Genomic DNA, 23,938 nt, shown 5'->3' with positions numbered 1-23,938 from the left:
AAGCCCAGATGTTGGCCTTGCCGTGAAAACCAACGTGGCGGTCATCACAACTCTTTGCGCGCAGATCGAGCTGCTTGAAAAGCGGCTAATGTCAGACATGAAGGTTCGCCCAGACTACGCATTGCTAACCAGCGCTCCGGGCATAGGCAAAGTGCTGGCAACGACCATTTTGCTGGAGACTGGGCCAATTGAACGATTCGCCGGCGCCGGCAACTTTGCCTCCTACGCGCGCTGCGTCGATAGCGTACATACCAGCAATGGCAAGAAGAAAGGCGAAGGCAATAAGAAGAACGGCAACAAGTACCTCGCCTGGGCGTTTGTGGAGGCTGCGGTCTATGCGATGCGCTTCAATGCTGAGGCAAAGCGGTTCTACGAGAGAAAGAAGGCCAAGACCAACAACGTGGTGGCCATAAAGGCATTGGCGCACAAATTGGCCAGAGCTTGCTTTCACATGCTTAAAGAAGGAAAGCCATTTGATGCGGCGCGTTGCTTTGCATGATTAACGACGGTGGCCGCCAAGCCAGGTATTGCGACTGGAGCAACAGCCTACGGTTCTGAATTGGATGGCGAGCCACCGTCACCAGATTTGCAGTATTGCGGATCGCCTGCAACGTGAGCCAGTAAGGGAATGGAGCCGATGTTTCGGCAGCCACGGATCTGTGATCAACCATTGGACACGTTTCGGTACCAACGTTCTTCTGGGGCAGCGAAGCTGCCAGGGCGACAGGCAGTGACAGGGCCGCTTGCTTGATCCTGATGGGTGTCTGGCGCGATTCGTCGCAGCCATGAATTGAAGAAACGGATGCGGTTGGCGACTGTGAACGGATTGGAAGGATAGATATTGAAAACAGGCGGCTTGCGCCGCATGAATTTCTGTGCTCGCTTGACACCGGCCGGCTAATGGGTGTCGCAATAACGGACTCTGGCCGAAAAGAGCTGCGTCGCTGACCTGGTGATCAAACAGCGAGGCTGTAGAACTGCTGCGCTGCGGACATGGTTGAACCGGCGGGGCAGTCCATCTGCCCCTTGCGGATCATGTGCATGGTCTCGATGCCGGCAATGATAATGCGGGCACTCCAAAATGACTTGAAACCCAGCATTGGACGAGTAATCCGTTTGATGGCACGGTGGTCTTGTTCAACGATGTTGTTGAGGTACTTGTTTTGACGCATCAGGATATCAACGCATGCGTCGGCCTTGACACTTTCAATAGCGGCCGTGTTGGCGCCGCTTTTGTCGATGGTGATCTTTTCAGGCAAGTCATGCAGGTTAATGGCGCGCTCCAAGAAGCGCCGCGCTGCAGCCATGTCTCGCTTGGCAGTGAGAAGAAAATCAACTGTATCGCCTGCCCGATCAACGGCCCGGTAAAGGTACTTCCACTGACCGGATACTTTGATGTAGGTCTCGTCCATGCGCCAGCTCAGACCCACGGGGGGTGCTTGCGTCGCCGGAAAACTGAGGCCAACACCGGCAACATTTTCATTGCCCAGCGATGTACCGTGGTGTGGTCGACAAATACGCCGCGCTCCTGCATCATTTCCTCGACGTGGCGCAGACTCAGCGGGTAGGCCACGTACCAGCGCACGCACGTCAGCATCACTTCCAGCGGATAGTGGAACCGAATGAGCACCTTGCGCAAGGCGCTGTTGATCGAACTTATACGAAAATCAAGCATGGGCCTTTGGGTTATGAGGCTACAAACCAAACAGGTAGCTTGTTTGGTTTAGTTCGGTTCAAAGGCCCCTCCCAGAGTGAAAAGTCAGTGTGACCAACAATCGATCGACCCCGATTAGACATCAATCTATGGTCACGCACAAGCGATGCGGCAGATTCGTCAAATAGTTCATTGAGACCATTGGGTCTTTTTCAAACAGTTGGGATAAACTCGCGGACAGGCAGCTGAACAGGCCGGTCTCGCAAGAGCAAAGTTCAGCCTATATTCATGACCAGCTACAGTCACCACTGAGCGACTCCAATACAGGAGCGCCCGGCTGGGCGGGCAAGTGCGCCCGGATTCGCCGCCTCGCGCGGCACACATCCGAAACCTTTTTTAGGCACATGCGTCAAGCATGTGATGCACTTTGCTCACCCAAAACTCTTCACTCGACCCGAAACTTGCGCGCCCCCTGCATTTGCTTGCGGGGGCAATGCACATCCCTCAAGACCTCTGCGCAATTGGAGCAGCACTCGAAGTGGCCTGCAATTGCCTGGGCCACGCTGCCGGGCGACACAAGGACAAGAACCTTGACCAGTGGAAATCAGTCGCCGACACCCTGAACAATTATTTCAAAGGTCAGGCCGCCAATGGGTCTCCTGCCGCGGCACGATGGTTCCGGCCTCCAACTTCGCATGGCACTCCGCAAGACCGTCTTAGTACCTGGCGCATCTCCATGCTGCCAACGGAATCAGAAAAGCAACTGGCCGTACTGATTGGTCTTGCTATTGCCAATGCAGCCTCAATCAATGGCAGCGTCAGTCCAGCATTGATCAACGGCGCGCACATTCTGAAGAACGCCCTTGCCGGCAAAGGCAGACGCTCCCCTGGCTGGAACACATTGACTGACATTGACTTGCTTGATAGCTCCAGCCTCTCGCGGATTTTCGAGGGGGCTGACCCACGTGCCGTGCACTTCCCATTCATTGCCTCGACCCTGTTGGTACTGCGCAGTTCGATTGGCAGCCCTTTCCACAGTCTTCTGGATCCCTCACAGGAGAAACTGTCCGAGAAGAATGATCCCGATAACGCCCCTCAAACGGTAGCGATCGAGCCCAATCTGACTGAGGGCAATGAATCGTCAGACCTTGAACAAGAGGAGGGGCCTCGAAGCAGAGAAGACCTACATCCCGACATTGGTGCCCGACTCTCGAGCAGCGACTACACTACCTTCGCGGAAAAATTGGGCTTTGTCACCCGCAACTATCTTGATCCCGATGGCTTAGCACTGGTGACCAGGAAACTGGTTCAGCATCTGCAAAGCGACAATCAAGAGCACTCAACCTATGCCCTTTTTTCTCTGGTCAGCCTTCTTACGGGTTGCAGTGACTTCATCGCATCAAAGCTGCGCTTCGAGCCCGGCCACAGCATCTGGCTAGACGCTGACGCCGGCACCTGGTGCTGGGCTTTCAGCGCTTACCGGAACCAGCGTGATCCGACAGATGCGCCAGCCGTAGCGGAACCGATTTCAGTCCCGCTGCCCGTAGAACTGACCCGTCGTTTGCGTCATCTGCGCGTCACGCATCCGGCCGCATCGACTCTGAGCGATCTGATGAGCGCAGCCCTTGGCTCGCCACTTGATCTGAAAAAATTTCGCGAGTTTCTTCGTGGCTGCGGTGACCCGGTGCATCCGGCCTACGCCAGCCGCTTCGCCAAGTCCATGCCGCTCGTCTTTCTGCGCACCTGCGCGAGCGACATGTCGGCGGCGATGCTGAGCGGTCACTTTGCCGTTGCGGCGCCCGCAGCCTTGTTCTATTACGGGCCAACCTACGGCGTACTGCGACAACGCCTGTGCCAGACCTATGCCTTCCTTGGCCTGGACGAGCCAATTGAAATCGGCAACCAGGAGCGACGCGCTGGGTGCCAAAAAGTACTTGAAGTCGCCCCACTCCACGCAGGGTGGGGGCGTTTCATCGCGGAAATCGATCGAATACGCACAAGCCTCACATCAGCTTTGTCTGATTCTGCGCGCCAGGAAGACCTCAACCAGCTCATGACGCTGTTGTGCGCCGGCTTCGTCATCCAGACCGCCCACCGGGGGACACGGCTGGAACGCCTGACATTCGGCGCGATGTTCCTGCATGAAGAAGCCGTGTTGATCTCCGACAAGGACGAGTTCGACCGTGAACAGCCACGCCTGATTCCTAAGACACCAATCGTCAAGCAATTACTTCTCGCAGCAGCTGATTTGCACTACTTGATCAAGCCTGATCGGTCCACCGGGTTTGAGCACGACACCTGTTTGTTCGTTCAGTGGGGCGACAGCTTTTTTCAGCAACCTGCGCCTGTCACCACAAGCGCCATCGCCAGGGTGATCGGCGAATTCTTTGCCGACACTGACGTCAACTTTGGCCGCAGCGCGTGGGTCACCCATCTGGACGAGGACGGTTGCGACCGCTGGCTGATCCGCACCCTGACCGGACACACCCGCGACGTCACCCGGACCAATGGCGCGTACTTTGACATCCCGCCCATCAAGGCGGCCAGAAAGCTGGCCGATGCCATGATCTACACGGGCCATCGACTGTTTGGCACCACGGCCTTGTCGCATGGTAAGTCGGAGTCTGAAATCAGCTTCCGGGTCAGCGGTCGCGTACGCCCCATGAAAGACGCCCCATTCAAAGTACCTGACCCCCGCACCGTGCTCAAGCCCCTAACGGTGGCAACCCTTGCCGGCTGGCGAACGACACAACGCGTGCGTCATGGACTTGTGCAAGGCAACATTCAGGCGCCGGTTGCGGTCCTTGCGATGCTGCACCTGATCTTCATGGACTTTGTGCCGGAGCCAGATCTGTGCAGTGCGGCGCTCAGGGAGCCCGGGCAATCTCTGCGCTGCCACGGCAATGCAGCCGGCCTACTGTGGCAGCGCCCGCACTTTGTTCATCCGACTTGGCTGCCACTGCTGCCCACAACGACGCGCTTGATCATCCGAGCGCTCAGCGAACCATTCCCGGAGAAGAGACTCTGGCAACAGGTCAGTGAAGCGCTGCGAGGTATAGACCCAAGCTACTGGCCGGCCAGCGCGGAAGGATGCAAGGCCGCGTTGTTCGATACATCCCGCGCCTTCCTGCGTCTTGAACTTCCTCCGTCACTCTTGGCGCTCGCCGATCCGGATGTACCGGCGCCGACCTTGAGCGAGATGTCCTTGTTACGCCTGGGTGAGGCTGCGGACAATTCACTCGCATCTCCGGCTGCTCCTGCCTTGTCCCGCGCTCGTAATCATTCCAACCGATCTTCTGATCAGGATCTCAATCAACTGCGCAAGATCATCACAGCGCACACCTCGCAAACCATTCGACTGGGTGAGTTGCGCAAACGGGCGCTGGACTGCCTGCGTCAGATTCGCGCCGACGTGCGCATTCAGTCTGAGTTCTCGGCGTGGCTCATGGATTGGGTTATCGACGAACTGCAACAGTCCGCGGAGGGTCGGAAAGGGCGTCTGGACATCAGCTCGATCAGCACCTACCTGGCTGTGCTGACGCGCCGTCCGCGCGCATTGCTGGAGATGGACATGGACGATCCCTATGAATGGAGCGACGACCAGTGGGAGCATTGGATCTACGCTTTGAACACAGAGCTCACGGATGGAACCAGTGCACTTTCACTTGGCGAGAGCCTAGTTCCTGTGCCTGATACCGTCGCGCCCGTGCTGCACAAACGCACCAAGGATGCCGTCGGTCGCTTGGTGCGCAATCTCCTCCACCGACAGCATTGGGTTCCGCCATCTGTCCGCAGTGCCGTGGCCGATGGTGACGAACGACTCCCCTGCGGTTCCGCCTCGTCTTGCCTGATCACCGATGCCGATCTTGAACGCTCAATCTCGATTGCTAGCACATGGCTGGCAGATCAACCTCTCGACGCGTTGATGCTGACGACACGTGCCCGAATTCAATTTCAACTCCCGACACGCTCCAGCGAAATCTCCAATTTGAAGGCCAACTGCCTCACAAGCACAGGCGTGCTGTCCATCAAACGCGTCGGCTACAAAAACATCAAGAACGCAAATTCGGTGCGCACGCTGAACACACCCGAGATCGTGAAAGAACTGATCAACGACTCTCGCCAGGAACTTATTCTCTACCAACCTGATGCTGAATTCCTGTTTCGCGGGGATGGCTCCCCTGATGCTGGACGGCGTGACTTGGAGCTGATCAACCTCCTGTCGGCCGCCATCAAGCACGCCACCGGCGACCCGACTTCACGGCCTCACTCCTTGCGAGCGAGCGCGCTGCAGAACATGGCGTGGCCGGACTGGGGGGCATTGGCTTCGCAGATTCTCAGCGCAAATGCTTCGCCTCGCTCCTGTTCTGCCTGGCACGAGGCATCGAACGATTGGACGCGCCTGGCTTACGCCGCTAGCGCGGCCGGGCATGGCGATCTGCGCGCAGCGATGGGCAACTATCTGGCTGGCTGGAACCTGGTTTTTGCGATTCGCGTGACGGGCTTGCTTGACAACACTCCCCCTCGACCTGCCCTTCTGAATCAACTCAATATCGATCCGGCCGGGCTGCGCAAGTTTCGCCAGCGTGCATCTACAGGGTCTTGTGAATGGGGCTGGGTCTTCTCCCGCATCACGGACGACTCGATTCAGGAACTCAAGACTCAATTGCAACTAGCGAGTGATCGCGATGGGATCTCGCTTGCTCAAGGCGACTTTTCCTCGCCATTTAATCCTGCCCATAGCAATCCGTCACCTCCTCCGTCATCCTCAGAACAGGGCACGGACAATGCGTCGCCAGTGCTCGACCCAGTCACCGTCACTCCACCACTGCCTAAAGACGACCTCATCTATCTGTCGGCCCGTATCCTTGGCATGCCCAAACCACAGGCGATAGAAAAGACCGGCATCGGATTGGCGCGCGCCACTTCTCTCGATTCCCGCATTCCGCCTGATGAGCTGATCGTAATGGTGTCTGTTCGGGCCCGCGCTGCTGCGCAGGAGCGAGGTCGCAAGGGCAACCAGAAAGCCCTGTTCTCTGGGCAAGGCCGGGAGATTCTGGATTGGGTTTCCAGTCTCGATGGTCAGCATCTTTTGACGACTGTTCAATTTATCTACAAACTTCGCGCAAAAGATCTATCGGATCAACACATGAATGATTTCTGGCGAAAACTGTTCATCGGTCTTCCTGGCTCCTGCGCGCTGCACATTCATCGCGGCCGGCGCTACCTCGGGGACGCCGAGCGTTCACTGTTGACTATCAACAGTGAACTGGTTTTCTTAACTGCAGACGATGAGGTCGGAGAGATTCCGGTAATCAAGCTCATCAGCCGCGACGTCGACAACCGCGTCATAGGGACGCGCCTGAACTCTGTCTTTCGCGCATGTTTACTGGCTCGCGCGAGCCTTTTCGGGATGCTACGCCATGATGTTTGAGCACTGCCCCGTCCTCGGCCCGATGATCATCACGTCCAGTTCCCGCGCCAGCGCCACCGAACTCAATCGCGCACAGCATCACCAACTTCTTTCCACTGCATCAGCCATGACCGTTGATTCCCGCCTTGTGACCTCGCTTCCCGACGCCGTCCGATTGCTCGAACAGACCGCCAAAGCTTTGCGGCAGCTGAACCCCCACGGCTCACAGACTGTGATGACGGGCATTCCGACCGAGCAACTTGGCAAGCTGGACGTTGTTATGGCACTGGTGGAGCAGAAGCAGCACCGCATCGTCGATGACGACCTTGAAAGCCGTGCGGAGCTGGACAAGCAGAGTACACTCGCTCGCGTAGCCAAGCTTCAGCCTGTGGCACGCAAAGCCGCCCTCGGCAAAGCGGATGCCGAACTGGTAATGAAGTCTGTTCGAACCGAGCCGGACCAACTGCTCGCAATCAACACGCTGCGCCACCTTCTAAGTCGTGCACACGACGTGTCTGTCTGTGACGTGGATGTTGTCGTTGCAGATCAATCATTGGCGAGCAGTCCAGACTTTGCCGCTAGCAGGGCTTATGTTGTCGAGCTTTCTGTCAACTCCATCAACGCGGACACCGGCATCGTGAACTGCGTGCTGCAGGGCGGACAGGATCTTGAGCCTGTTTTCCAGGTCTGCGACCTGGGACACCGCAACCTGCAGTTTCAACTGTCGCGCGACAGGCTGGTGCTGCTTGGCTATTGCATGCTGCTCGGCTTGCAATTGAAGGCGCAGATCTCAATTCGGATCACGTTGACTGCCAAGGGCCCTTCATACAGGTGTTCATTGATTACCTTGCACGACGAGGAGGCACTATTTACATCCATTCGTAGGGCGATATCGGCGCAGACGCCGGACCTGTTTGCATGATTCAGTCGTCACATCACCGAATCATTCAGTCGCCTGGGCTACAGGAATCTGGCCGCTGGGATTGATGCGCGAGGCGCTCGGTATCTCCAGAAGTGGCTACTACACTTGGCTGGGCCTCTCTCGCAGAGAGCGCAGCAAGACCGATGCGGCGCTGGGAGCGCACTAGGCGCAGCTTCTTCGCGTGAGCGATGACCCCCGCAGGCAGCTTCACCTTGTTGGTCACGACGATGTCGGCATCGGCAACGCGCTGCGCGACCTCGTCGGCGGATGTGCTCTCGTGCAGCAGCATCTCGTGGGAGAACTGCGGCTGGCGCAAGGTGGTCTGCGGCGAGAACGTGCCGCGATCCAGAAAGACGATCTTCATGGATCAGCTCTGCCGTTCAGCGAAGTACAGCTGGTCGTGGCTAACGAACTGGGTGTGCAGGTAGGCAGGCTCCTGCGGCGCCACCGAGCGAGCACCAGCATGCCGAGCGAAGCCAGGGTGATGAAGGCACCCGCGGCGAGCACGAAGGTACCGTGATGGCGCACGCCGTCACGACAGAGCAGCAATCCTACGAGTGCCAGGGAAAATCCCGTCCTGCTCCAAGCGAGGCTAGTACGCTCCGGCTGCAGCCCTGGATCGCGCACGTGCATCACGCGAAGAAAGCGACCGCCGCCGAGGTGGTTCCCAGCAATCCCGCGGCAACCGCCAGCACAGGGAGCAGCCACGAGCGCGGTAGCGGACGCGCGTGACGCATCGCGATTTCGTTGTCCCGCCACCGTACGTAGGCTCCGAGGCCGAGCCCCGCGCCGAAGAAGGCCAGTGCGCCGCTCAGCGCCGGGACGAACCAGGCGGGCGAGATGCTCAAACCCACCTGGTGGAGGACAATAGCGCCCGCGAGGATCGCCAGGGCGGTGCGAATCCAGGCCAGAAACGTTCTCTCGTTCGCGAGCGAGAAGCGATAGTCGGGATCGCTCCCCTGGTCCTGCCAGTTCATCGAGCGTCGCCCCTAATCCAGGATCGTGATGGTCTTGGCTTGCGGGTCCAACCGCACGAGATCACCCGTGCGCACCATCTGCAGCAGATCCTGGTCCCAGCCTTCCATGACGGGCATGCGCGCGAGGACAGCCCCCTGCACCATCACCGGATTGAGCTTTCCGAAAACCAGCGCTTTGGGCGCGATGCCCTTGTTCAACAAATCCAGGAATGCCCACCCGCCGGCCACGCCACCCTTGCTCGTCGGGATGATCAGCACCGTGTCCCGGATGTTCTCGTCCTCCGCGCTGTGGCCGATGCGGGAAATCACGCCTGTCCAGCGATCGAGGTCGTAGCGCGGGCTGAAGCCCTCGCGCATCACCAGGGCGCGCGCCTCGACCGGCTGGCCCCACGCGCGCTTCACGTTGACGATCTTCTTCATGCCAGCCTCCCCGTGCAAGCGATTTCCACGCAGTCGCGCGTGCGACGCAGGACCGTGTTGAATCGATGGGCAGTGATCGTGTTCACGAGCTTGCCCGAGTTGGAGATCAGGTTAGTCCATCCGTTCTCCTCGCGGATCTTCGACAGCCGCTGCAGGATGTAGAAGCACACGCCCTGCATGATGGTGACGCCGGCCTTCTCCAGCGTGTCGACGTAGCCAAGCCGCTTGGCGTCGCTGTAAACCATGTGGTTCGTCGTCACCACCGCGGCCATCCCTGTCGCCACCTTGCGACCTTCGAAGAGCTCGGCTAGGCTTTGCATCTCGAACAACGAGAGCTGCGGACCCGAGAAGACCACGATGTTCGCGGCCGCGTCTTTGTACCGGTAGCCGTCGTAGATCGCCTGGATGTCCGCGTCGGTGACGATCATTGACTCCTGCGGCTTGTGTCCTTGGAAAGCCGTATCCCGCGTCTGCGCTTCAGGCGTGACGCCGACCATGTGAAACATAGCCATGGACCCGTAACTGGCGAGCGAGGCGCCCAGGTGCTTCAGTTCGTCCGAGGACGGCATGCGATGGAAGCCATCGAAGACGGGAACCGCGAAATAATCCTGGTGCGGGTGGCCGACGATCTTGCCCAGCGCCCCCCAGTCGGCGAAATCCTCCATGCGCGCCTGCAGGTCGACCAGCAACGAGCCGGCGCGCTTCTCGTCGAGATGGAAGCCGTATTCCGGCGTGCGGCCGGTGATGGCCGCGGCAAAGCTCGCCTTGCCAGCTTCGAAGTTGGTGCGAGCGCCGAGAACGGAGTTCGCATAGATCACGGTGCCCGTGTCGCCCCACGCGACGTGCTCGCCGAGCTTCGGCTGGTACACCTGCTGGTAGGGAATGCACGAGTCGGTCGACGCGATGCGCATCGTCTTGTAGCGCGAGAGGATCTCCCGCTCCTTGGTCTGCTCCTGTTCGTCCTGGTGAAAGCGCGCGTCCTCGTGGAAATGCATGCACTGCGCGTTGCTGGACGTCGGCACCGAGCACTTCGCGTGCTTCTCGTCCATGCTGCGCAGGTGCTCGAGGCCGCCGTCGCCCATCACTTCGATGTCGCCCATGACGTGGGCGTGCGTGATCGGCACGAAGCGCTTCGCCTCGAAAAAGCTGCCGACTTCGATCTGGAACTGGATCGCCTCCTGCACCGCGGCGCCCTTGTCGCCTCGTAGCATGGCCTGCTCTTCAGGAGTGAGCTGCATGGTGCCCACCCGTTGCGTGATGTTGTCGATCATGTTTTCCATTGCTGTTACCTTCCGCAGATCAGTCCGCCTTGGCGCCGGAGTCCTTGACGAGCCTGGCGTATTTCGTTCGCTCCTTTGCCACGAACTCTGCAAACGCCTTGGTGTTCAGGAATGCCGGCGATGCACCTTGCGCCTGAAGTTGCTCGGCGAAGCCCTTGTCCGCTGCGATCTCGCCAAGGCTTCGCGCCAGCAGTTCGATCACGCCTGCCGGCGTTCCCGCAGGAACGAAGACGCCCTGCCAGTTCTCGATGTCGAAGCCCGCGAAGCCCTGCTCCGCAACCGTGGGCACCTGCGGCAACAGGGGGAATCGCTGCGCCGTGCTGACGCCCAGCACGCGCAGCTTGCCGCCCTGGATGTGCGCAAGCGCGGGCGGGAGGCCCGAGAAGAACAGGTCGACCTGATTGCCCAGGAGGTCGGTCATGGCCGGAGCGCCGCCCTTGTAGGGTACGTGCGTCAGCTTCGCCCCGGAGGTGATCCGGAACAGCTCGCCTGCCAGGTGTTGCGGCCCGCCGGTGCCCGAGGAGGCGAAGTTCAGCCCGTTCGGCTTCGATTTGGCGTGGCGCACCAGGTCCTGCGCAGAGCGTGCCGGAGACTTCTCGCTCACGACCAGCACCAGCGGTGCAGAAGCCAGCTTGGCGACCGGCGCGAGGTCCTTCGCCGGGTCGTAACTCATCTTCGCGTAGAGAAACTCGTTGATGGCGACTTCCGCCGGCGATGCGACCAGGACGGTGTAGCCGTCGGCAGGGGACTTGGACACGAAGTCGGCCCCGATGTTGCCGCCGGCGCCCGTCTTGTTCTCGACGATTACTGGCTGCTTGAGCAGTTGGCCCAGCCGCACGCCGACTACCCGAGCCACGACGTCCGTTGCCCCACCGGCGGGGAAGGGAACGATCAGCCGGATCGGCTTGTCCGGATACGCGGCCCACGCCTGGGGCGCGATTGCAATCAGGGCCGCCGCGACTGCGCCAAGAACTGTTTGTCTCGTGATCATGGTGTCTCCGAATGTCTGACGCGTCTAATGTGCGCGATTTTCCGATTCTTGGATAATCACGAAACTTGCACCACTGCCACGATTTCGTTATCAACAACCATGGAGACGAAGCATGGCCCACCCCCCCCGCAGCGAGACCGTGCAGGCGGTTATCCGATCGCGCCTGCGACTGAAGCATCTGGAGGTCTTCCGCAACGTTTGCGAGCTGCACACGATGCGCAAAGCGGCGACCGCGTCGAACATGACCCAGCCAGCGGCGACGAAGCTGATCCAGGAACTCGAGGACATGTTCCACGTCGTCCTTTTCCAGCGAAACCGGCGTGGCATGCAGGTCACGCCGCACGGAGAGATCCTGTTGCGGCACATCGGCGTCGTGATGACAGACATCGGCAATATCACCGCCGAGCTTGACCTCTTCACTCGCGGGGGCGGCGGGACGATCCGGCTCGGAATCCTCCCTTCGCTCTCACCGGAGTTGCTCGCCCGCTCGGTCAACGCGCTGCTCGCGGCGCATCCCCGCGCCCACTTCTCGGTCCACGAGGGAACGACTGACGAGCTCCTCGGCGAGCTCACCCGCAACAACCTGGACATCACCTTCGGACGGATGCTGCACGCCGGACAACCGGCCAACTTGCGCGTGACGAAGGTGTACACCGAAGCCTTCGACATCGTCTGCGGCCGGCACAGCCCCCTGGCCGGGCAGGAAGACGTGAATTGGCGCGAGCTCGCGAGCGCTCAATGGGTGCTGCCGGAGACTGGCAGCCCGCTGCGGGAGATCGCGGACAGCATGTTCACGGCACGCGGCAACCTGCGCCCGGTGGTTGCAGTCGCCTCGAGCAGCTTCCACCAGATGCGCTACGTCATCGCTTACGGGGACCTGCTGGGCGTGCTCCCGCATTCGATCGCGGAGAGCGGTCTCCTGGCCGGGGATCTCGTGGTGCTCCGGCCGAAACAGGCTGCCAGGGTGGCGCCCATCAGCCTGTTCGCCCGCAGCGATTTCGAGCAGGCTCCGGTCGTGGCGGCTTTCGAGCGGATCGCGATCGACACTGCCCGCGCGATGCACCTCGACTGAGAAGGCGGGCGCAGTGCACGCCCTCGTTCAGTGGATGTCGACTGTCTTCATGATGGCAGCCTTCAGGTGCTGCCAGGTGAACCCATCCTTCTTCGACGCCTCGATCAACAGCGTCTCGCGCGCCGCGATCAGAGCCACGGCGTCGGCGATCCGGACAGCCAGGGCTTGGGGGATCACCACTGCGCCGTGCTGGTCTGCGTGAATTAGGTCGTTCGGCTGGACCGCCATGCCGGCAACCGTCACCGGAACATCCATGTCGACGATGTGCACATGGGCGTGGCTGGGCATCACGGAACCGGCAAGCATCTGGAAGTTGCCGGCGTTCATGGGGATGTCGCGAATGGAGCCGTTGGTGATCACACCCAGGGCACCCAGGCCGCGATGGACGTGCGAGTTCACCTCTCCCCAGAAGGAACCGAAGCCTGCGCGGACGCCGTCGAGATCCTGCAGCACGACGATGCTGGGCTTGGTTCCGCCCTCGTCCACGTAGCGATACCACTCCACGCGGACTTCCTTTTGCTTCTGCTCGCCCCAGCGGGACGGCTGCAGGGAGCGGATGGTGCCCGTGCGCGCATACCCGACAATGGGCTGCAGGTCCGGATAGATGCAGCGCAGGGGTTCGGCAGTGAAGCCGGCGGTGCGGTAGGCGGGATCCAGCAGTTCGAGCGCATGCAGATCGTCGGCGTGTCGAATTTCGCCAGCGAGTGCAGCAGGTCGGTGGGGTGCGGCGTGTTCATTCTTGTCCTCTCCGGGCGTCCGGCCCATTTGGAAGGTCCAGGAGCAGCGCTCCCGGGTTGAGCAGATTGCGGGGATCCAGGGCGGACTTGACGGCCTTCATGAGCGCCACTTCCACGGCGGATTTCTGGCCATGCAGGCGCGGCAGGTTCTCCACGCCGACACCATGCTCCGCGCAGATGGAGCCGGAGTAGCTCCAGACCAGTTTGTCCACGGTCCCGATGATGCGGTCGGACACTTGGTCCAGCACTTCCGGGGGGACGTCGGTGCGCGGCCAGGCGGACATGTGCAGGTTGCCGTCGCCCACATGGCCGAAGGCAAAGACCTGCGCGTCGGCATCAATGCCTGCGACGGCATCGAAGGTCTTGAGGAGGAAGTCCGGAATGACGTCCAGGGGTACGGAAGCATCCCACTTCAGCATGCGACCAGTGACATACTTGAACGGGATCATCTCGTGGCGGAGGGCCCAGAGCGCGCGTTCCTGCTGCAGGGTTTGCGCGATCACCGCGTCCCCCAGCAGGTCTTCGCCAACCGCCGCCTCGTAGAAATTCTCGAACATGCCCAGTTCTGGCTGCAGGTGGTGACCGAGCTGCGCAACCGTGGTGTGCAGGACATCTTCATCGCCTGCGTCGATGGGCTCAAGGGCTTCCCTGAGGCCATCGAGGCGGTATTCCCCAAGACTGTGGTGCAGCTGTGCATCGTGCACATGGTGCGCCACAGCCTGAACTACGTCTCATGGAAACGGCGCAAGGAGGTGGCTGCTGATCTGCGCCACATCTACCAGGCTGCCACGGCACAGGAGGCCGAACAGCGCCTGGGTGAGTTCGAGGCCCGCTGGGACGAGGAATACCTGCCCATTGGCCAGAGCTGGCGGCGCAACTGGAGCCGGTTGATCCCGTTCTTCGACTACCCGCCGGAGATCCGCAAGGTGATCTACACGACCAACGCCATCGAATCGGTCAACATGAGCCTGCGCAAGCTGACCAAGAACCGGGGCTCGTTTCCCAGCGATGAGGCGCTGCTCAAACTGTTCTTCCTGGCGCTGCGCAACATCAGATTGAAGTGGTCAATGCCAATCCGCGATTGGAAGGCATCGCTGACCCGGTTTACCATCGAGTTCGGAGATCGCCTCTCCGATATTTGATGTCCGCCCCGTTTACACAAAATTCAGGACACGCCCCAAGAAGAACTCCATCAGTATTGATGACATAGCACAGGCCTTGAAGGCGCCCCGACCAACCAAGCCCAGTACGTCTAAAGCTTCACGCAAGAAGCCTAGCGCTACTGGCACTAAAGTACCGCCCAAGTACAGAAATCCCGCCAACCCAGATCAGACATGGACTGGTCGTGGTAAGGCACCACATTGGGCACAATCGCTTCAGCAAGCAGGCAATCTCGACGCATCTCTCATACAGATTTCGCCTTAATTTGCCGCGAATTGAAGCCTCCTCGGAAACCTGATCCAAGCGGAAGTAGAAAATTCCAAGAAACGGAGTCTCTACGTGAAGAAATCAAAGTTCAGTGAAAGCCAGATCGTCGGCATCTTGAAAGAGGTCGAGCTCGGCGCCAAGGTCGGCGAGACGTGCAGGAAGCATGGCATCAGCGAAGCGACCTACTACAAGTGGAAAACCCAGTTCAGCGGCATGACCGTCTCGCACCTGTCGCAGCTGCGTGAATTGCAGGCCGAGAACGCCAAGCTCAAGCGCATGTACGCGGACTTGGCCCTCATGCACCACGCGCTCAAGGACGTCGTTGACCGAAAGCTCTGACCCCGGAGCGTCGAGCCGACGTCGTGCAAGCGCTCATGGCGGACCACGGCATGAGCCAGCGCCGGGCGTGTGTTGCCAGCGGCATTGCCCGCTCCACGCTGCGCTATTGCCCGAAGCGGCTCGATGATTCCGGGGTGATCCAGTTCATCCAGACCTACATGGCCACCAACCCGGGACATGGCTTTGGCCTGCTGTACGCCAGCGCACGGCACCAGGGTCGGCCTTGGGGCAAGACGGTGCTGTGGCGGGTGTACTGCCAGCTCAGTCTGAACTTGCCGCGGCGGGGCAAGAAACGGCTGCCGAGGCGCATCAAACAGCCGCTGGTGGCTGGCAATCAGCCCAACCAGGGTTGGAGTTGCGACTTCATGTCCGATGCGCTGTGGTCGGGACGCAAGTTCCGCACCTTCAACGTGATCGACGAGTTCAACCGGGAAGGCCTGCGCATCGAGATCGATACCAGCCTGCCGGCGGCACGAGTCATCCGCGCCTTGAACGAACTGGTCGAGGTGCGCGGCGCCCCGCTATCGATCCGGCTGGACAACGGGCCGGAGTTCATTGCCCATGCGCTGGCCGAATGGGCCAAGTCCAAGGGGATCGCCCTGAACCACATCCAGCCAGGAAAGCCAACCCAGAATGCCTATGTGGAACGATTCCCTGCGCCAGGATTCAACGACCACCCGGGCATGTTGCAGGCTGGTGAACCAGTGCTCGTTCAAGCATTCATCGCGGAACCGTCCATTGAATGATTCGATGTAGGCGTTCTGGTTGGGCTTGCCGGGCTCGATCAGGAACAACTGAACACCCTTGGCATGAGCCCATGTGAGCATGGCCCGGCTGCAGAACTCCTTGCCGTTATCCGTTCTGATAGCTCTTGGCAGGCCGCGGGTAGCAGCCAGTTGTTCGAGGATGTTCACCAACTGGTTGCCACCCATCGCACGCTCCGGCACGATGGCCACGGCTTCGTGGGTCGCGTCATCAACCACCGTCAGGCTCTTGATGCTGCGCCCCTCGGCCGTGCGGTCGAACACGAAGTCCATGGACCACACCTCGTTGGCTGCCATCGGCCGCTCCAGGGGGTGGCGCTCAGCCAGAGCAACCTTCTTGCGCTTGCGCTTCTTCACCTGCAGGCCTGCTTCGGCATACAGGCGATCCACCCGCTTGTGGTTCACGATTTCACCGGCTTGACGCAGCTTCAGATAGATCATGCCCGCCCCGTAGCGGCGATGGCGCTGCGCCAGGGCAATGATCTTCTCCTTGAGCGCGCAGTTGCCATCCGTCACCGGCTGGTAGCGGTAGGCGCTGGGGCTCATGCTGACCACGCGCAGCGCGCGTCGCTCGCTCAGTCCCTTGTCGATCATGTAGCGCACCAGATCACGCCGTGCCGGTGCGCTCACCACTTTTTTCGCAAGGCTTCTTTCGTCACCTCGTTCTCAAGCATCGATTCGGCCAGCAAGCGCTTGAGCCGGCTGTTCTCCGCCTCCAGCTCCTTGAGCCGCTTGGCGTCCGACACGCTCATGCCGCCGAACTTGCTGCGCCACAGGTAGTAGCTGGCCTCCGAGAAGCCGTGCCGGCGGCACAGCTCGGCCACCGGCAGGCCTGACTCCGCTTCCCGCAGGAAGCCAATGATCTGTTCTTCGCTAAATCGCTTTTTCACGTCCAATCTCCTGTTAAACGGGATTGGACTCCAAGCTCAGGCGCTACTCAAATCCGGGGGGACGTCGGGTGCATGTACGGAAAGGCTATCTCGCGGCAGCGGACCGCAGCATGCATGTCGCCGTCGGCCGATGCCGGATTGGGCTTGCCCTTGGAATGGTCGACCACGCAATCGTCGGCGATGGAGGTCCGGTTCTTGTATTTCTCGATGAAGGTGTTCTTCAGCGTCAGGCTGATCTCGGCATTCGCGCTTCCGAAGACAAGCGCCGCCAGCGCGACCAGGAGCGTTGGCAGCTTATGTCGAACCGTAGAAAGAGTGGGCAATGATTCGAGGCGCATGGTGAGACCCTCCCTTTGCGGTCAGAGGGCAGACATCACATCATGATCAGCGCGCAATGACCATCCCCTAATTCGGGGAGATGATTTCCTGACGTCTACCTTGAGGACAAGGACCGATGAGCAGCCAATTCATCCGATCCTCCGTCACATGTTCCTGGCTGTTTTCACCGGCCGGTCGGCTGCATCAATGCCGCAACTTTGGTCCACGCCCCAGTCGCATCAGCATTCGATGCCAAGCCCGCTCGAACCGCACCCGCTCTGCCCCCTGCATCTTCTTGAATATTGGATGCACGGCACTGGCCGCCTGCTTGGGCTTGAGCACCAGCTTGCCCTCGCAGGCTATGACCTTGCAGCGCAAACCCGGCCGCAGCCCCAGCAGCGCCCTCACCTGCGCCGGGAACTGTATCCAGGCGCGCAGCGGCTCACGGCCACGGACGTTGTGGTAGCCCTTGATCTGCGTATGCCAGCCCGTCTGGCTGCCTTCTCCTGAACTGATCTTTCTCATAGTCGTATCAGCGCGATGAACGCGCTCTCCAGTTTGATCGCGCCTTCCCGCCGGAGTAGGTCAATGACTTCCATCAGACTGACACATACTTCGTCGATCGATTCCCCCTGCGTCTGGGCGGCCGGGAAGCCGATCACCTGACCCACCAGCATGCCTGTGCGCAGATCCCGCTCGATTACGGCCATGAGCCCGGGCGATGCTCGCTTGTGCAATTCGTCCGGTGCGCTGGCAGCATTTCTGTCGCTCGTCATGTGCCCACCTCCCTATCGGCTCAGAATTTCGTGGCAACGCTGGGTGCCGACCACGCACAGCCGGTCGTCAATCACGCTGACCCGCCGCTCCACCGGCACGCCCCGACCGATCTCGACCGGGCCAGGCAGGAGCAGCACGCTGGTACCCACCTCCACCTGGGTACGCGTGCCAAAGCCGCCCACGAAGCTGACCCGCTCAACCGGCCCCAGGATCTGGACCTGGGTCGGATCGGCCAGCCCGGGGATGTACTGCTTGGTGTACGGCCAGAAGGCCAACAGGCCCAGCATCACGAAGATCAGCAGGAAGACGATCAGCAGCCCGAACACGTCGGTGTCCATTTCAGGCTCGTCGTTGTCTTGCTGCGGATTGGTTTCGTTCTCGTTCATGGGATTTCCTTTTCTGTAACGTTTTGGGGTTGTGGTTTGGGTCTGTGACCGCCCCTTCACGGCCAAGGCCGCAGGAGCCGTGTGCAGCGTTGCTGCGTATCGCAGTGAGGGCGGGAGCGGTTGGCTCCTTGCTGGACGGTGAGGGTTCCGTTCTTGTTCAGGCCGGTCACCTCGTCCAGCGCATGGAAGCCTGTGATGGCTTGCAATTGCCGCAGGTAGTCGAAACGTGCGTTGGCCAGTGGGATCCCATCAGAGTGATGGATCAGCCAGGCGACGCCTGCAATCAGAACCGCCAGCGCCAGGGCATGCACCAGCACGGCCAGAGCCATGACAGGCATCCACTGCGCCAGCCACTGCCGCAGCCTGTTCAGGCGACACGGTCGAGCGTTTTCCGGAGCAGGGTTCATGCCGAGGGCTCCTTTTTCTGCTTGGCGCCTTTGCCTGATTTCCTTGCCGTCTTGTTGGCCGGCTCTGGCGGCCAGATCATCAAGGTCGTGGGCAGACACAGGCGCACCAGCCGCCGGCCCAGGTTCAGATCGATCCGCAAGACCTGCGACTCCATTTCCCTTCTGATCTGTTCCAGCCGGCTCTTGCTCACCAAGGTGTGCAACTCTGCCGGCAACATGAAATACGCCCGGCCCCGCAGTTCATGCAACGCCACGTTCCTGCCGGATGGGCGAGCGGTCTCTTTGCGCCGGCGCGTGGCCGGCCCCTGCTTGCGTTTGCTTGTTGTCATGTCATGGACTCCGCATCGTGGGTGACTGCAGATCACATCGACTGCGGCAGCAGATTGGCCATGTACAGGCCTTCCAGCATCAAGCGGCGCAGCTCGTCGTCGGCCAGGTCCTGCTGGTCGCTCCAGCCCATCAGGCTGGTCAGCAGCCGGGCATGCTCCGGCGCGTCCTGAGCCAGCACCTGCAGGGCCGGGCCGGCGATGTCGCGCAGCTGCTCGGCGGCGCAGCAATGCCGCTTGCCCTGGTGCATGACCAGGCCCATGTGCAGGCCCCACAACACGGTGCCCAGGTACAGCACGTCCCTTTGCCCGGGATCGGCCATCACCATGGCTTCCTCGCCGGCCCGGCGCAGCTGGCGCACCAGCGGCTTTCGGATCAGGCCGTCGATTGCCTCGTCACACACCACCCACTCCAGCAGCGCTGCCAGCGGCGTTCTGCTCTCGTTCCGAGGCACGGACGTGGTCGCTGCAGCCGCAGGCTGGTGGCCCAGCCGGTGGATGGCTTTGTGCTCGGCCTGTCGCCGGGCGCAGGTGCTGTTCTGGCCGTCCTCGCACGCCTGGCTGGCGCGGAAGATGCGCGTCAGGTCTCGCACGATTTCTTGCTCGTCGGCGTCGCGAGGTTGACCGTGTTGGTCATTGTTCGGATGTTTCATCCTGGTTCCTTCCATGGATTGATTGGTAAAGCTCCACCCTCCCTGCCGCTGCAGGGTTTGCTCGGGTCTTAATTGCCGTGATGTCTTGGAGCGCGACAATGACGGCATGCCGTCGCGCCCAGTGGGCTGGCCTTACGGCGGGTGCAGGAGCTGGCTGTGGGCCACGGCGGTTCTACTGGTCATGGCGGATGCCTTCAGCGCCGGTCCGGCGGCAGATTGACCTGGTGGCGCTGCCGTCGAAGCCGCATCAGGGCCTGGGTCATGTCGCGCACCTGGCCTGGCTCCTGGTAGCTGAGCCAAACCCTGAAGACATATGAGGCATCTCGATCACGCCCGGGTTCGCCCACCAGCCGGTATTTGCGCCCGCTGCGGGTGATGGCGGTCATGGCCTCGAGGTCGAATTGGTGGATGTCCGAGCAGACCCGGCCTTCCCCATTCGCATGGCCGACCAGGTGGCGGGTGCGTTCGCCAGATTTCCAGTTCACCTGCACCAGTCTCCACACGCTCATGACGGTGACGGGCTCCCTGCTCACTGGCGCCACCGGGTGGACGTTGTCGAACTCGACGAGTTGGTTTTGCTTTTCCACTTGGTTTCCTTTATTTCCAATTGCTGGGGACTGCTGCGTGAGGGCGGACCAAGCATTCCTGATTACCAAGCTCTCACACAATCGCTGTCTGTCAAGGGCACCTCGGCTGCGGTGCATCTGTGCCGGTTCAGTTGGGCCAGCCCAGGTCGGCTTCGCCCACCCGGCCGTCCAGGCCGTGGTCGAGCGCGCGGGCGATGGCCCGGCGCAGGCCGGGGACGAGCTGTTCGTCGATCTCGTCGCCGTTGCCCCAGCCCAGGCACTGGCGCAGCAGCGCCGCCTCAGACGGCGTTTCTTCATCCAGCCGGTGCAAGGCCGATCGCACCAGGGTGAACAGCACGTCGTCGCCCCGGCAAGCGCCCACCACGGTCGGCGCCAGCAGGCGGCCGATGCCGGCGACCACGGTGGCCGCGTACAGCACCTCGCATTGGGCGCGACCCAGCACGCACCAGAAGCTGACCCGGGCGGCCGCGCGCTGCACCAGGTCGCCCGCCGTGCACGGCACTTCGTTCTGGCTCATGCCGGGCTGGGCCAGCAGGGTCTGGATCTCCCGCTCGGCCAGCACGCTGGTCAGGAAGAGGCGCAGCGCCGGGCTGCGCAGGGTGTCGGCACGCACCGGGGCCAGCGGTCCGCGACCGGGAATGAACAACGGCATGCCCGGGTGATTGGCCTTTGCCTGGATCTGCCCGTACTCCATTGCGAGGGCCTGGGTGCGGGTGCGGACTTGCTGGCGCGCGGTCGCCGGCGCGGTCAGGCACTCGGGCGACGCAAAGTGCATAGAGGCGTTCTCGCGGCGGGGGGCGGGGAGCGGGAGCGGTGTGGAGGTGAGGGGTTTTTTCATGAGAGGTCCTTGGTTCGGGTTTCTGTGTGCGTGGCGATGCGTGGGCGGTTTTTTGGGCAAAGCCTTCCCCTGGCCGGCATTCCCAAGGGATTTGCCGGTCTGGTTCAGTGCTCGATGAAAGGGGCTGGCGCTGCTAGTGCAGTTGCTGCGCCCGTGGCGCAACAGGCTGGCGCAGTTCCGTCATGCGCCAAGGCGGGGGCTGGGCATCGTGGTTCTCGGCATCGGGTTTTGCGTTGCGCACGGCATGAATGCCGCGGCGACGCGGGACGGGCTGAGGCTGCGGCAGGAGTTGCGGCTTGTGCTGCGCCTGTTCCTGTGCGGCCAGGTACATCGGTACGTAGACTGCCTGGCCCGGGTTTGCCGGCGCAGCGGGATTGGCTTCGGCCTGCTCGATCAGCGGCCCCTGCGACAGGCGGCTGGCCAGCAGGCGCTCCATGGCCGAACCGTCCTGGCGCGTCAGGTTCGGTACGTAGCGGCTGTAGACACGGAAGAGCATCTCGGTGCTCGTGTGGCCGAGCTGGCGCGCGATCCACTCAGGGGCCTCGCCGGCGGCCAGCCACAGGGTGGCGGCGGTGTGGCGCATCTGGTAGGGACGCCGTTCCTTCAGATCCAGGTAGCGCAGCAGCGGGTACCAGACTCGGTCAGAGAAGTTCTTGTTGTCCAGCGGCTGGCCCATGAGGTTGCAGAACACATAGGGCGAGGCCTTGCCAGTGACCTGGTGCTGGGCCATCAGGGCCTCCCACACCGGCTGGCTCATCTGGATGTCGCGCTGGCTGCCGTCGGTCTTGGTGTATTCGTCTTCGCCCAGGACGAAGGTCTCGCGCACCCGGATCAGCCGGCGCTCGAAGTCCACGTACTGCCATTTGAGTCCGTGGACTTCGCCGGTGCGCATGCCGGTAAAGAAGCGCACCATGAAGTAGTTGCGATAGTCGGCGCGCACGTTGGCCAGGATGCGCTGCACGTCGTCCAGGCTGAAGGGATCGACATCTGTCTTGCGCAGGCGCAAGGTCTTGATGTTGGTCGCCGGCGAAGTGAACGCGAAACGCTCGGCCGCTTCGTTGAGGATCTGGCGCAGCAGGCCAATGATCTCGTTGATGCGCTTGGGTGACAAGCCGTCCTTGCCACCGCGGCCCTTGACCTTGGCCAGCTCAGCACGGAAGGCCAGGATGTCGGCCTTGCTGATGCTGGCCACCGTCCGGCAGCCGAAGTGCGGGATAAGGCGTCCGTTCAAGGTGGAGACCAGCGACTTGGTGTGGCTGCGCCGCCATTCGATGCTGTGCTCGTTGACCCATTGGTTAGCGAAGTCGGTGAACAGGGGTGAGCCGTCTTGCACAGGCTGACTGGCAGGCTGCACCATCGGTGCACTATCAGCTACCGGTGCAGGCTCGACCCGTTCCAACCGCTTGATGGCCTTGCTGTTGGGGAAGTAGGCTTGGTAGTCGAAGGTGCCGGCCGCGATTTCTGATTCGATAAGGTCGAGGATCTTTTGCAGTCTCTTGCGGTTGCCCGGCGTGTCATCGAGGGCCGTGTACTCACGACACCTGCTTCCCCGATATCGGAAATCGAGAAACAACGCCTTCGTCGCTTCGGACAAACGAATGCTACCCATGCATCACCCCTCCGTTTGCCATCGGGATGCCCGACATGCCAAGTGGCCTTTCGCATGAAACCTTGACCATGTCGCGCTGTATTGCGTCCCACATGTAAAGAATTTTTCGCCCGCCGAACGGTCTGAAGTAATGAACGCCCTCCAAGAGGACGCTGTCCTTCAGCCTCTCCCGTATGGTTCGGACGTCGTATTTGATTCGCGCCGATAGCTCATCTGTAGTTAGCAGCTCCGTTCCCATTTGCACTCCTTGTCTGTCTGCTTTATTGCTAGACAGTCACATTGTATGTCATATATTTAGACTGTCAAGTTGTCTAGCAATAAGGCGGGTAGGCAGCTAAAATTGGCGCAGGACGACCTACTGCATGAGCCGCAACCAGTTAAACATTCGGGTGAGCGATGAGTTAGAGGCACTCATCGACAAGAAAAGGATCGAGCTCGCCTCGACCATGAAGACCATCCCGAGCAGGTCAGACGTCGTCCGCTACGCCCTAGAGAGCTATTTGGGTGTGTCCTTGGCCGAGTCGGAAGCAGATGGCCGCACTGCTCGAACTGCGCGTTCGGCTGCGACCAAGAAGACTAAGAGTTAATGCCGTAGAAGGCTGGCGCACATCACGCCATGGCCGTTGGTAAGACTGCTTCAGGCTGATCTGAGTCATTCGTATCTCCGCGCCTGACCGACCGCTGCCGCTGACACCGGCCACTGATCGCTACTTTGAATCGTCCATTCGGCAGCGGCCTACCGCCCAGCAGCTGCAATCCAGCTCAGTACTTTTCCACATTCATCAAAGTCCGGAGATGGCGCGCCTCGCTGGCATAAGACCTAGCTCGCTGCACATCTGATTCCATCGCCTCAATGGCCAGCTGCGCATCAGTGTCCTCCAGCGACTTCTCGACATGGAGCATGAGGCTGAACAACGTCCATGCCGCGATCAGGACCAAGTCCTGAAACGGCTCGTCAATGTATGCGTCACCGACTGGCTTGTTCCGCTTTGTGTGGTGCCACCCGGGGTTCTTCATGAACGATGGCGTTGATCCCTCCCCGAACGAGATCAAGTAGCCGTGCACCAGACTATTGCGGTAATCGTTCAGGTCCTCGGCAGCGTCGGCGGCGACCTTCAGCACGGCATTGCACTTAGCAGACAGCTTAGGG

Annotated in this window: 27 protein-coding genes and 4 pseudogenes; 9 read left to right on the top strand and 22 right to left on the bottom strand. The window is 60.9% G+C overall.

The genetic code is table 11. The features are described from left to right. Nucleotides 1–499, top strand: a 499-nt coding sequence (locus CDE01S_RS15970) for a transposase (protein WP_157077163.1), incomplete at its 5' end; no start/stop codon positions are given. 457 nt (nt 500–956) lie between these two features. Here the strand turns inward: CDE01S_RS15970 and CDE01S_RS15965 are convergent. After that, nucleotides 957–1,675, bottom strand: a protein-coding gene (locus CDE01S_RS15965; protein ID WP_157077162.1) for an IS6 family transposase whose coding sequence is annotated in 2 segments (ribosomal slippage) — nt 957–1,433 and nt 1,436–1,675 — 717 coding nt in all. Because the reading frame shifts where the segments join, the coding sequence is not laid out codon by codon here. Between the two features lie 406 nt (nt 1,676–2,081). Between CDE01S_RS15965 and CDE01S_RS15960 the strand changes: the two genes are divergently transcribed. Then, nucleotides 2,082–7,088 carry a hypothetical protein gene (locus tag CDE01S_RS15960; RefSeq protein ID WP_157077161.1) on the top strand — a complete coding sequence of 1,669 codons (5,007 nt, stop codon included), beginning with the start codon at nt 2,082–2,084 and terminating at the stop codon, nt 7,086–7,088. Continuing rightward, complete coding sequence (locus CDE01S_RS15955) at nt 7,078–7,989, top strand: hypothetical protein (RefSeq protein WP_157077160.1); 912 nt, start codon at nt 7,078–7,080, stop codon at nt 7,987–7,989. The genes CDE01S_RS15960 and CDE01S_RS15955 overlap by 11 nt, the downstream gene beginning before the upstream one ends. A gap of 25 nt (nt 7,990–8,014) precedes the next feature. On the opposite strand, the gene CDE01S_RS15950 is transcribed toward CDE01S_RS15955, so the two are convergent. The 6 genes from CDE01S_RS15950 to CDE01S_RS15930 all read right to left on the bottom strand — a co-directional run bounded on the left by CDE01S_RS15950 (nt 8,015) and on the right by CDE01S_RS15930 (nt 11,657). Then, nucleotides 8,015–8,353 carry a Rossmann-fold NAD(P)-binding domain-containing protein gene (locus CDE01S_RS15950; protein WP_066709815.1) on the bottom strand — a complete coding sequence of 113 codons (339 nt, stop codon included), beginning with the start codon at nt 8,351–8,353 and terminating at the stop codon, nt 8,015–8,017. Further along, a complete protein-coding gene (locus CDE01S_RS19265) occupies nt 8,350–8,622 on the bottom strand; it encodes a DUF202 domain-containing protein (RefSeq protein ID WP_084382938.1) in 273 nt (90 codons plus the stop codon). Before CDE01S_RS19265 ends, CDE01S_RS15950 begins: the two co-directional genes overlap by 4 nt. Then, the gene (locus tag CDE01S_RS15945; protein ID WP_066709812.1) at nt 8,622–8,966 is read right to left on the bottom strand and encodes a YidH family protein; all 345 of its coding nucleotides are present in this window, start codon (nt 8,964–8,966) and stop codon (nt 8,622–8,624) included. The genes CDE01S_RS19265 and CDE01S_RS15945 overlap by 1 nt, the downstream gene beginning before the upstream one ends. A gap of 12 nt (nt 8,967–8,978) precedes the next feature. Further along, on the bottom strand, nt 8,979–9,386 hold the full coding sequence (locus tag CDE01S_RS15940; protein ID WP_066709809.1) for an aconitase X swivel domain-containing protein: 408 nt from the start codon (nt 9,384–9,386) through the stop codon (nt 8,979–8,981). Then, nucleotides 9,383–10,624, bottom strand: a complete 1,242-nt coding sequence (locus CDE01S_RS15935) for an aconitase X (protein ID WP_281179371.1) — start codon at nt 10,622–10,624, stop codon at nt 9,383–9,385. The genes CDE01S_RS15940 and CDE01S_RS15935 overlap by 4 nt, the downstream gene beginning before the upstream one ends. 61 nt (nt 10,625–10,685) lie before the next feature. Next, on the bottom strand, nt 10,686–11,657 hold the full coding sequence (locus CDE01S_RS15930; RefSeq protein WP_066709806.1) for a Bug family tripartite tricarboxylate transporter substrate binding protein: 972 nt from the start codon (nt 11,655–11,657) through the stop codon (nt 10,686–10,688). A 112-nt stretch (nt 11,658–11,769) separates the two neighbouring features. Between CDE01S_RS15930 and CDE01S_RS15925 the strand changes: the two genes are divergently transcribed. Next, nucleotides 11,770–12,729: a LysR substrate-binding domain-containing protein gene (locus tag CDE01S_RS15925; protein ID WP_066709803.1), complete on the top strand. Its 960-nt coding sequence runs from the start codon at nt 11,770–11,772 to the stop codon at nt 12,727–12,729. A gap of 27 nt (nt 12,730–12,756) precedes the next feature. Here CDE01S_RS15925 and CDE01S_RS15920 read toward each other — a convergent pair whose 3' ends face one another. Together CDE01S_RS15920 and CDE01S_RS15915 are read right to left on the bottom strand one after the other, a co-directional pair. Continuing rightward, the gene (locus tag CDE01S_RS15920; protein ID WP_218016534.1) at nt 12,757–13,494 is read right to left on the bottom strand and encodes an RraA family protein; all 738 of its coding nucleotides are present in this window, start codon (nt 13,492–13,494) and stop codon (nt 12,757–12,759) included. Then, entirely contained in the window at nt 13,463–14,023 is a 561-nt protein-coding gene (locus tag CDE01S_RS15915; RefSeq protein ID WP_084382939.1) for an FAD-binding oxidoreductase, read from the bottom strand. The genes CDE01S_RS15920 and CDE01S_RS15915 overlap by 32 nt, the downstream gene beginning before the upstream one ends. On the opposite strand from CDE01S_RS15915, the pseudogene CDE01S_RS15910 reads away from it, so the two are divergent. From CDE01S_RS15910 to CDE01S_RS19260, 4 genes and pseudogenes are all read left to right on the top strand, one after another. Next, nucleotides 14,018–14,608, top strand: a pseudogene (locus tag CDE01S_RS15910) (IS256 family transposase); the annotation flags it as partial. The gene CDE01S_RS15915 and the pseudogene CDE01S_RS15910 overlap by 6 nt on opposite strands. Before the next feature lie 139 nt (nt 14,609–14,747). Then, nucleotides 14,748–14,891: pseudogene (locus tag CDE01S_RS19295) on the top strand (H-NS histone family protein); the annotation flags it as partial. A 75-nt stretch (nt 14,892–14,966) separates the two neighbouring features. After that, nucleotides 14,967–15,233: a transposase gene (locus tag CDE01S_RS15905; RefSeq protein ID WP_066709791.1), complete on the top strand. Its 267-nt coding sequence runs from the start codon at nt 14,967–14,969 to the stop codon at nt 15,231–15,233. Between the two features lie 35 nt (nt 15,234–15,268). After that, on the top strand, nt 15,269–15,979 hold the full coding sequence (locus tag CDE01S_RS19260; protein ID WP_084382935.1) for a DDE-type integrase/transposase/recombinase: 711 nt from the start codon (nt 15,269–15,271) through the stop codon (nt 15,977–15,979). On the opposite strand, the pseudogene CDE01S_RS15900 reads toward CDE01S_RS19260, so the two are convergent. From CDE01S_RS15900 to CDE01S_RS19085, 12 genes and pseudogenes are all read right to left on the bottom strand, one after another. Beyond that, nucleotides 15,884–16,887 (bottom strand): annotated as a pseudogene (locus CDE01S_RS15900) (IS3 family transposase); the annotation flags it as partial. The gene CDE01S_RS19260 and the pseudogene CDE01S_RS15900 overlap by 96 nt on opposite strands. 47 nt (nt 16,888–16,934) lie before the next feature. Then, nucleotides 16,935–17,225 (bottom strand): hypothetical protein, encoded by a 291-nt coding sequence (locus CDE01S_RS15890; RefSeq protein ID WP_066709787.1) that lies wholly within the window; start codon nt 17,223–17,225, stop codon nt 16,935–16,937. A 184-nt stretch (nt 17,226–17,409) separates the two neighbouring features. Continuing rightward, the gene (locus tag CDE01S_RS15885; RefSeq protein WP_066709784.1) at nt 17,410–17,730 is read right to left on the bottom strand and encodes a hypothetical protein; all 321 of its coding nucleotides are present in this window, start codon (nt 17,728–17,730) and stop codon (nt 17,410–17,412) included. Continuing rightward, nucleotides 17,727–17,981 (bottom strand): hypothetical protein, encoded by a 255-nt coding sequence (locus tag CDE01S_RS15880; RefSeq protein WP_218016533.1) that lies wholly within the window; start codon nt 17,979–17,981, stop codon nt 17,727–17,729. The genes CDE01S_RS15885 and CDE01S_RS15880 overlap by 4 nt, the downstream gene beginning before the upstream one ends. A gap of 12 nt (nt 17,982–17,993) precedes the next feature. After that, the gene (locus CDE01S_RS15875) at nt 17,994–18,368 is read right to left on the bottom strand and encodes a hypothetical protein (RefSeq protein WP_066709781.1); all 375 of its coding nucleotides are present in this window, start codon (nt 18,366–18,368) and stop codon (nt 17,994–17,996) included. A 56-nt stretch (nt 18,369–18,424) separates the two neighbouring features. Continuing rightward, complete coding sequence (locus tag CDE01S_RS15870) at nt 18,425–18,775, bottom strand: hypothetical protein (protein ID WP_157077158.1); 351 nt, start codon at nt 18,773–18,775, stop codon at nt 18,425–18,427. Beyond that, on the bottom strand, nt 18,772–19,104 hold the full coding sequence (locus tag CDE01S_RS15865; RefSeq protein WP_157077157.1) for a hypothetical protein: 333 nt from the start codon (nt 19,102–19,104) through the stop codon (nt 18,772–18,774). Before CDE01S_RS15865 ends, CDE01S_RS15870 begins: the two co-directional genes overlap by 4 nt. A gap of 32 nt (nt 19,105–19,136) precedes the next feature. Continuing rightward, the gene (locus CDE01S_RS15860) at nt 19,137–19,754 is read right to left on the bottom strand and encodes a hypothetical protein (protein WP_066709774.1); all 618 of its coding nucleotides are present in this window, start codon (nt 19,752–19,754) and stop codon (nt 19,137–19,139) included. A 194-nt stretch (nt 19,755–19,948) separates the two neighbouring features. Next, complete coding sequence (locus tag CDE01S_RS15855) at nt 19,949–20,341, bottom strand: hypothetical protein (protein WP_066709771.1); 393 nt, start codon at nt 20,339–20,341, stop codon at nt 19,949–19,951. A gap of 127 nt (nt 20,342–20,468) precedes the next feature. Then, nucleotides 20,469–21,116 (bottom strand): hypothetical protein, encoded by a 648-nt coding sequence (locus CDE01S_RS18565; RefSeq protein ID WP_157077156.1) that lies wholly within the window; start codon nt 21,114–21,116, stop codon nt 20,469–20,471. 196 nt (nt 21,117–21,312) lie between these two features. Continuing rightward, on the bottom strand, nt 21,313–22,788 hold the full coding sequence (locus CDE01S_RS15845; protein WP_066709766.1) for a site-specific integrase: 1,476 nt from the start codon (nt 22,786–22,788) through the stop codon (nt 21,313–21,315). Further along, nucleotides 22,781–23,026, bottom strand: a complete 246-nt coding sequence (locus CDE01S_RS19085; RefSeq protein WP_066709763.1) for a hypothetical protein — start codon at nt 23,024–23,026, stop codon at nt 22,781–22,783. Before CDE01S_RS19085 ends, CDE01S_RS15845 begins: the two co-directional genes overlap by 8 nt. Before the next feature lie 124 nt (nt 23,027–23,150). Between CDE01S_RS19085 and CDE01S_RS15835 the strand changes: the two genes are divergently transcribed. Beyond that, nucleotides 23,151–23,375: a hypothetical protein gene (locus CDE01S_RS15835; protein ID WP_066709761.1), complete on the top strand. Its 225-nt coding sequence runs from the start codon at nt 23,151–23,153 to the stop codon at nt 23,373–23,375. 175 nt (nt 23,376–23,550) lie between these two features. Here the strand turns inward: CDE01S_RS15835 and CDE01S_RS15830 are convergent. Beyond that, nucleotides 23,551–23,938 (bottom strand): annotated as a pseudogene (locus CDE01S_RS15830) (hypothetical protein); the annotation flags it as partial.

The organism is Curvibacter delicatus NBRC 14919, assembly GCF_001592265.1.
GTDB classification, from domain to species: Bacteria; Pseudomonadota; Gammaproteobacteria; order Burkholderiales; family Burkholderiaceae_C; genus Hylemonella; species Hylemonella delicata.
The sequence above is the reverse complement of the archived record's forward strand: the minus strand, read 5'-3'. Positions and strand labels throughout refer to the sequence as shown.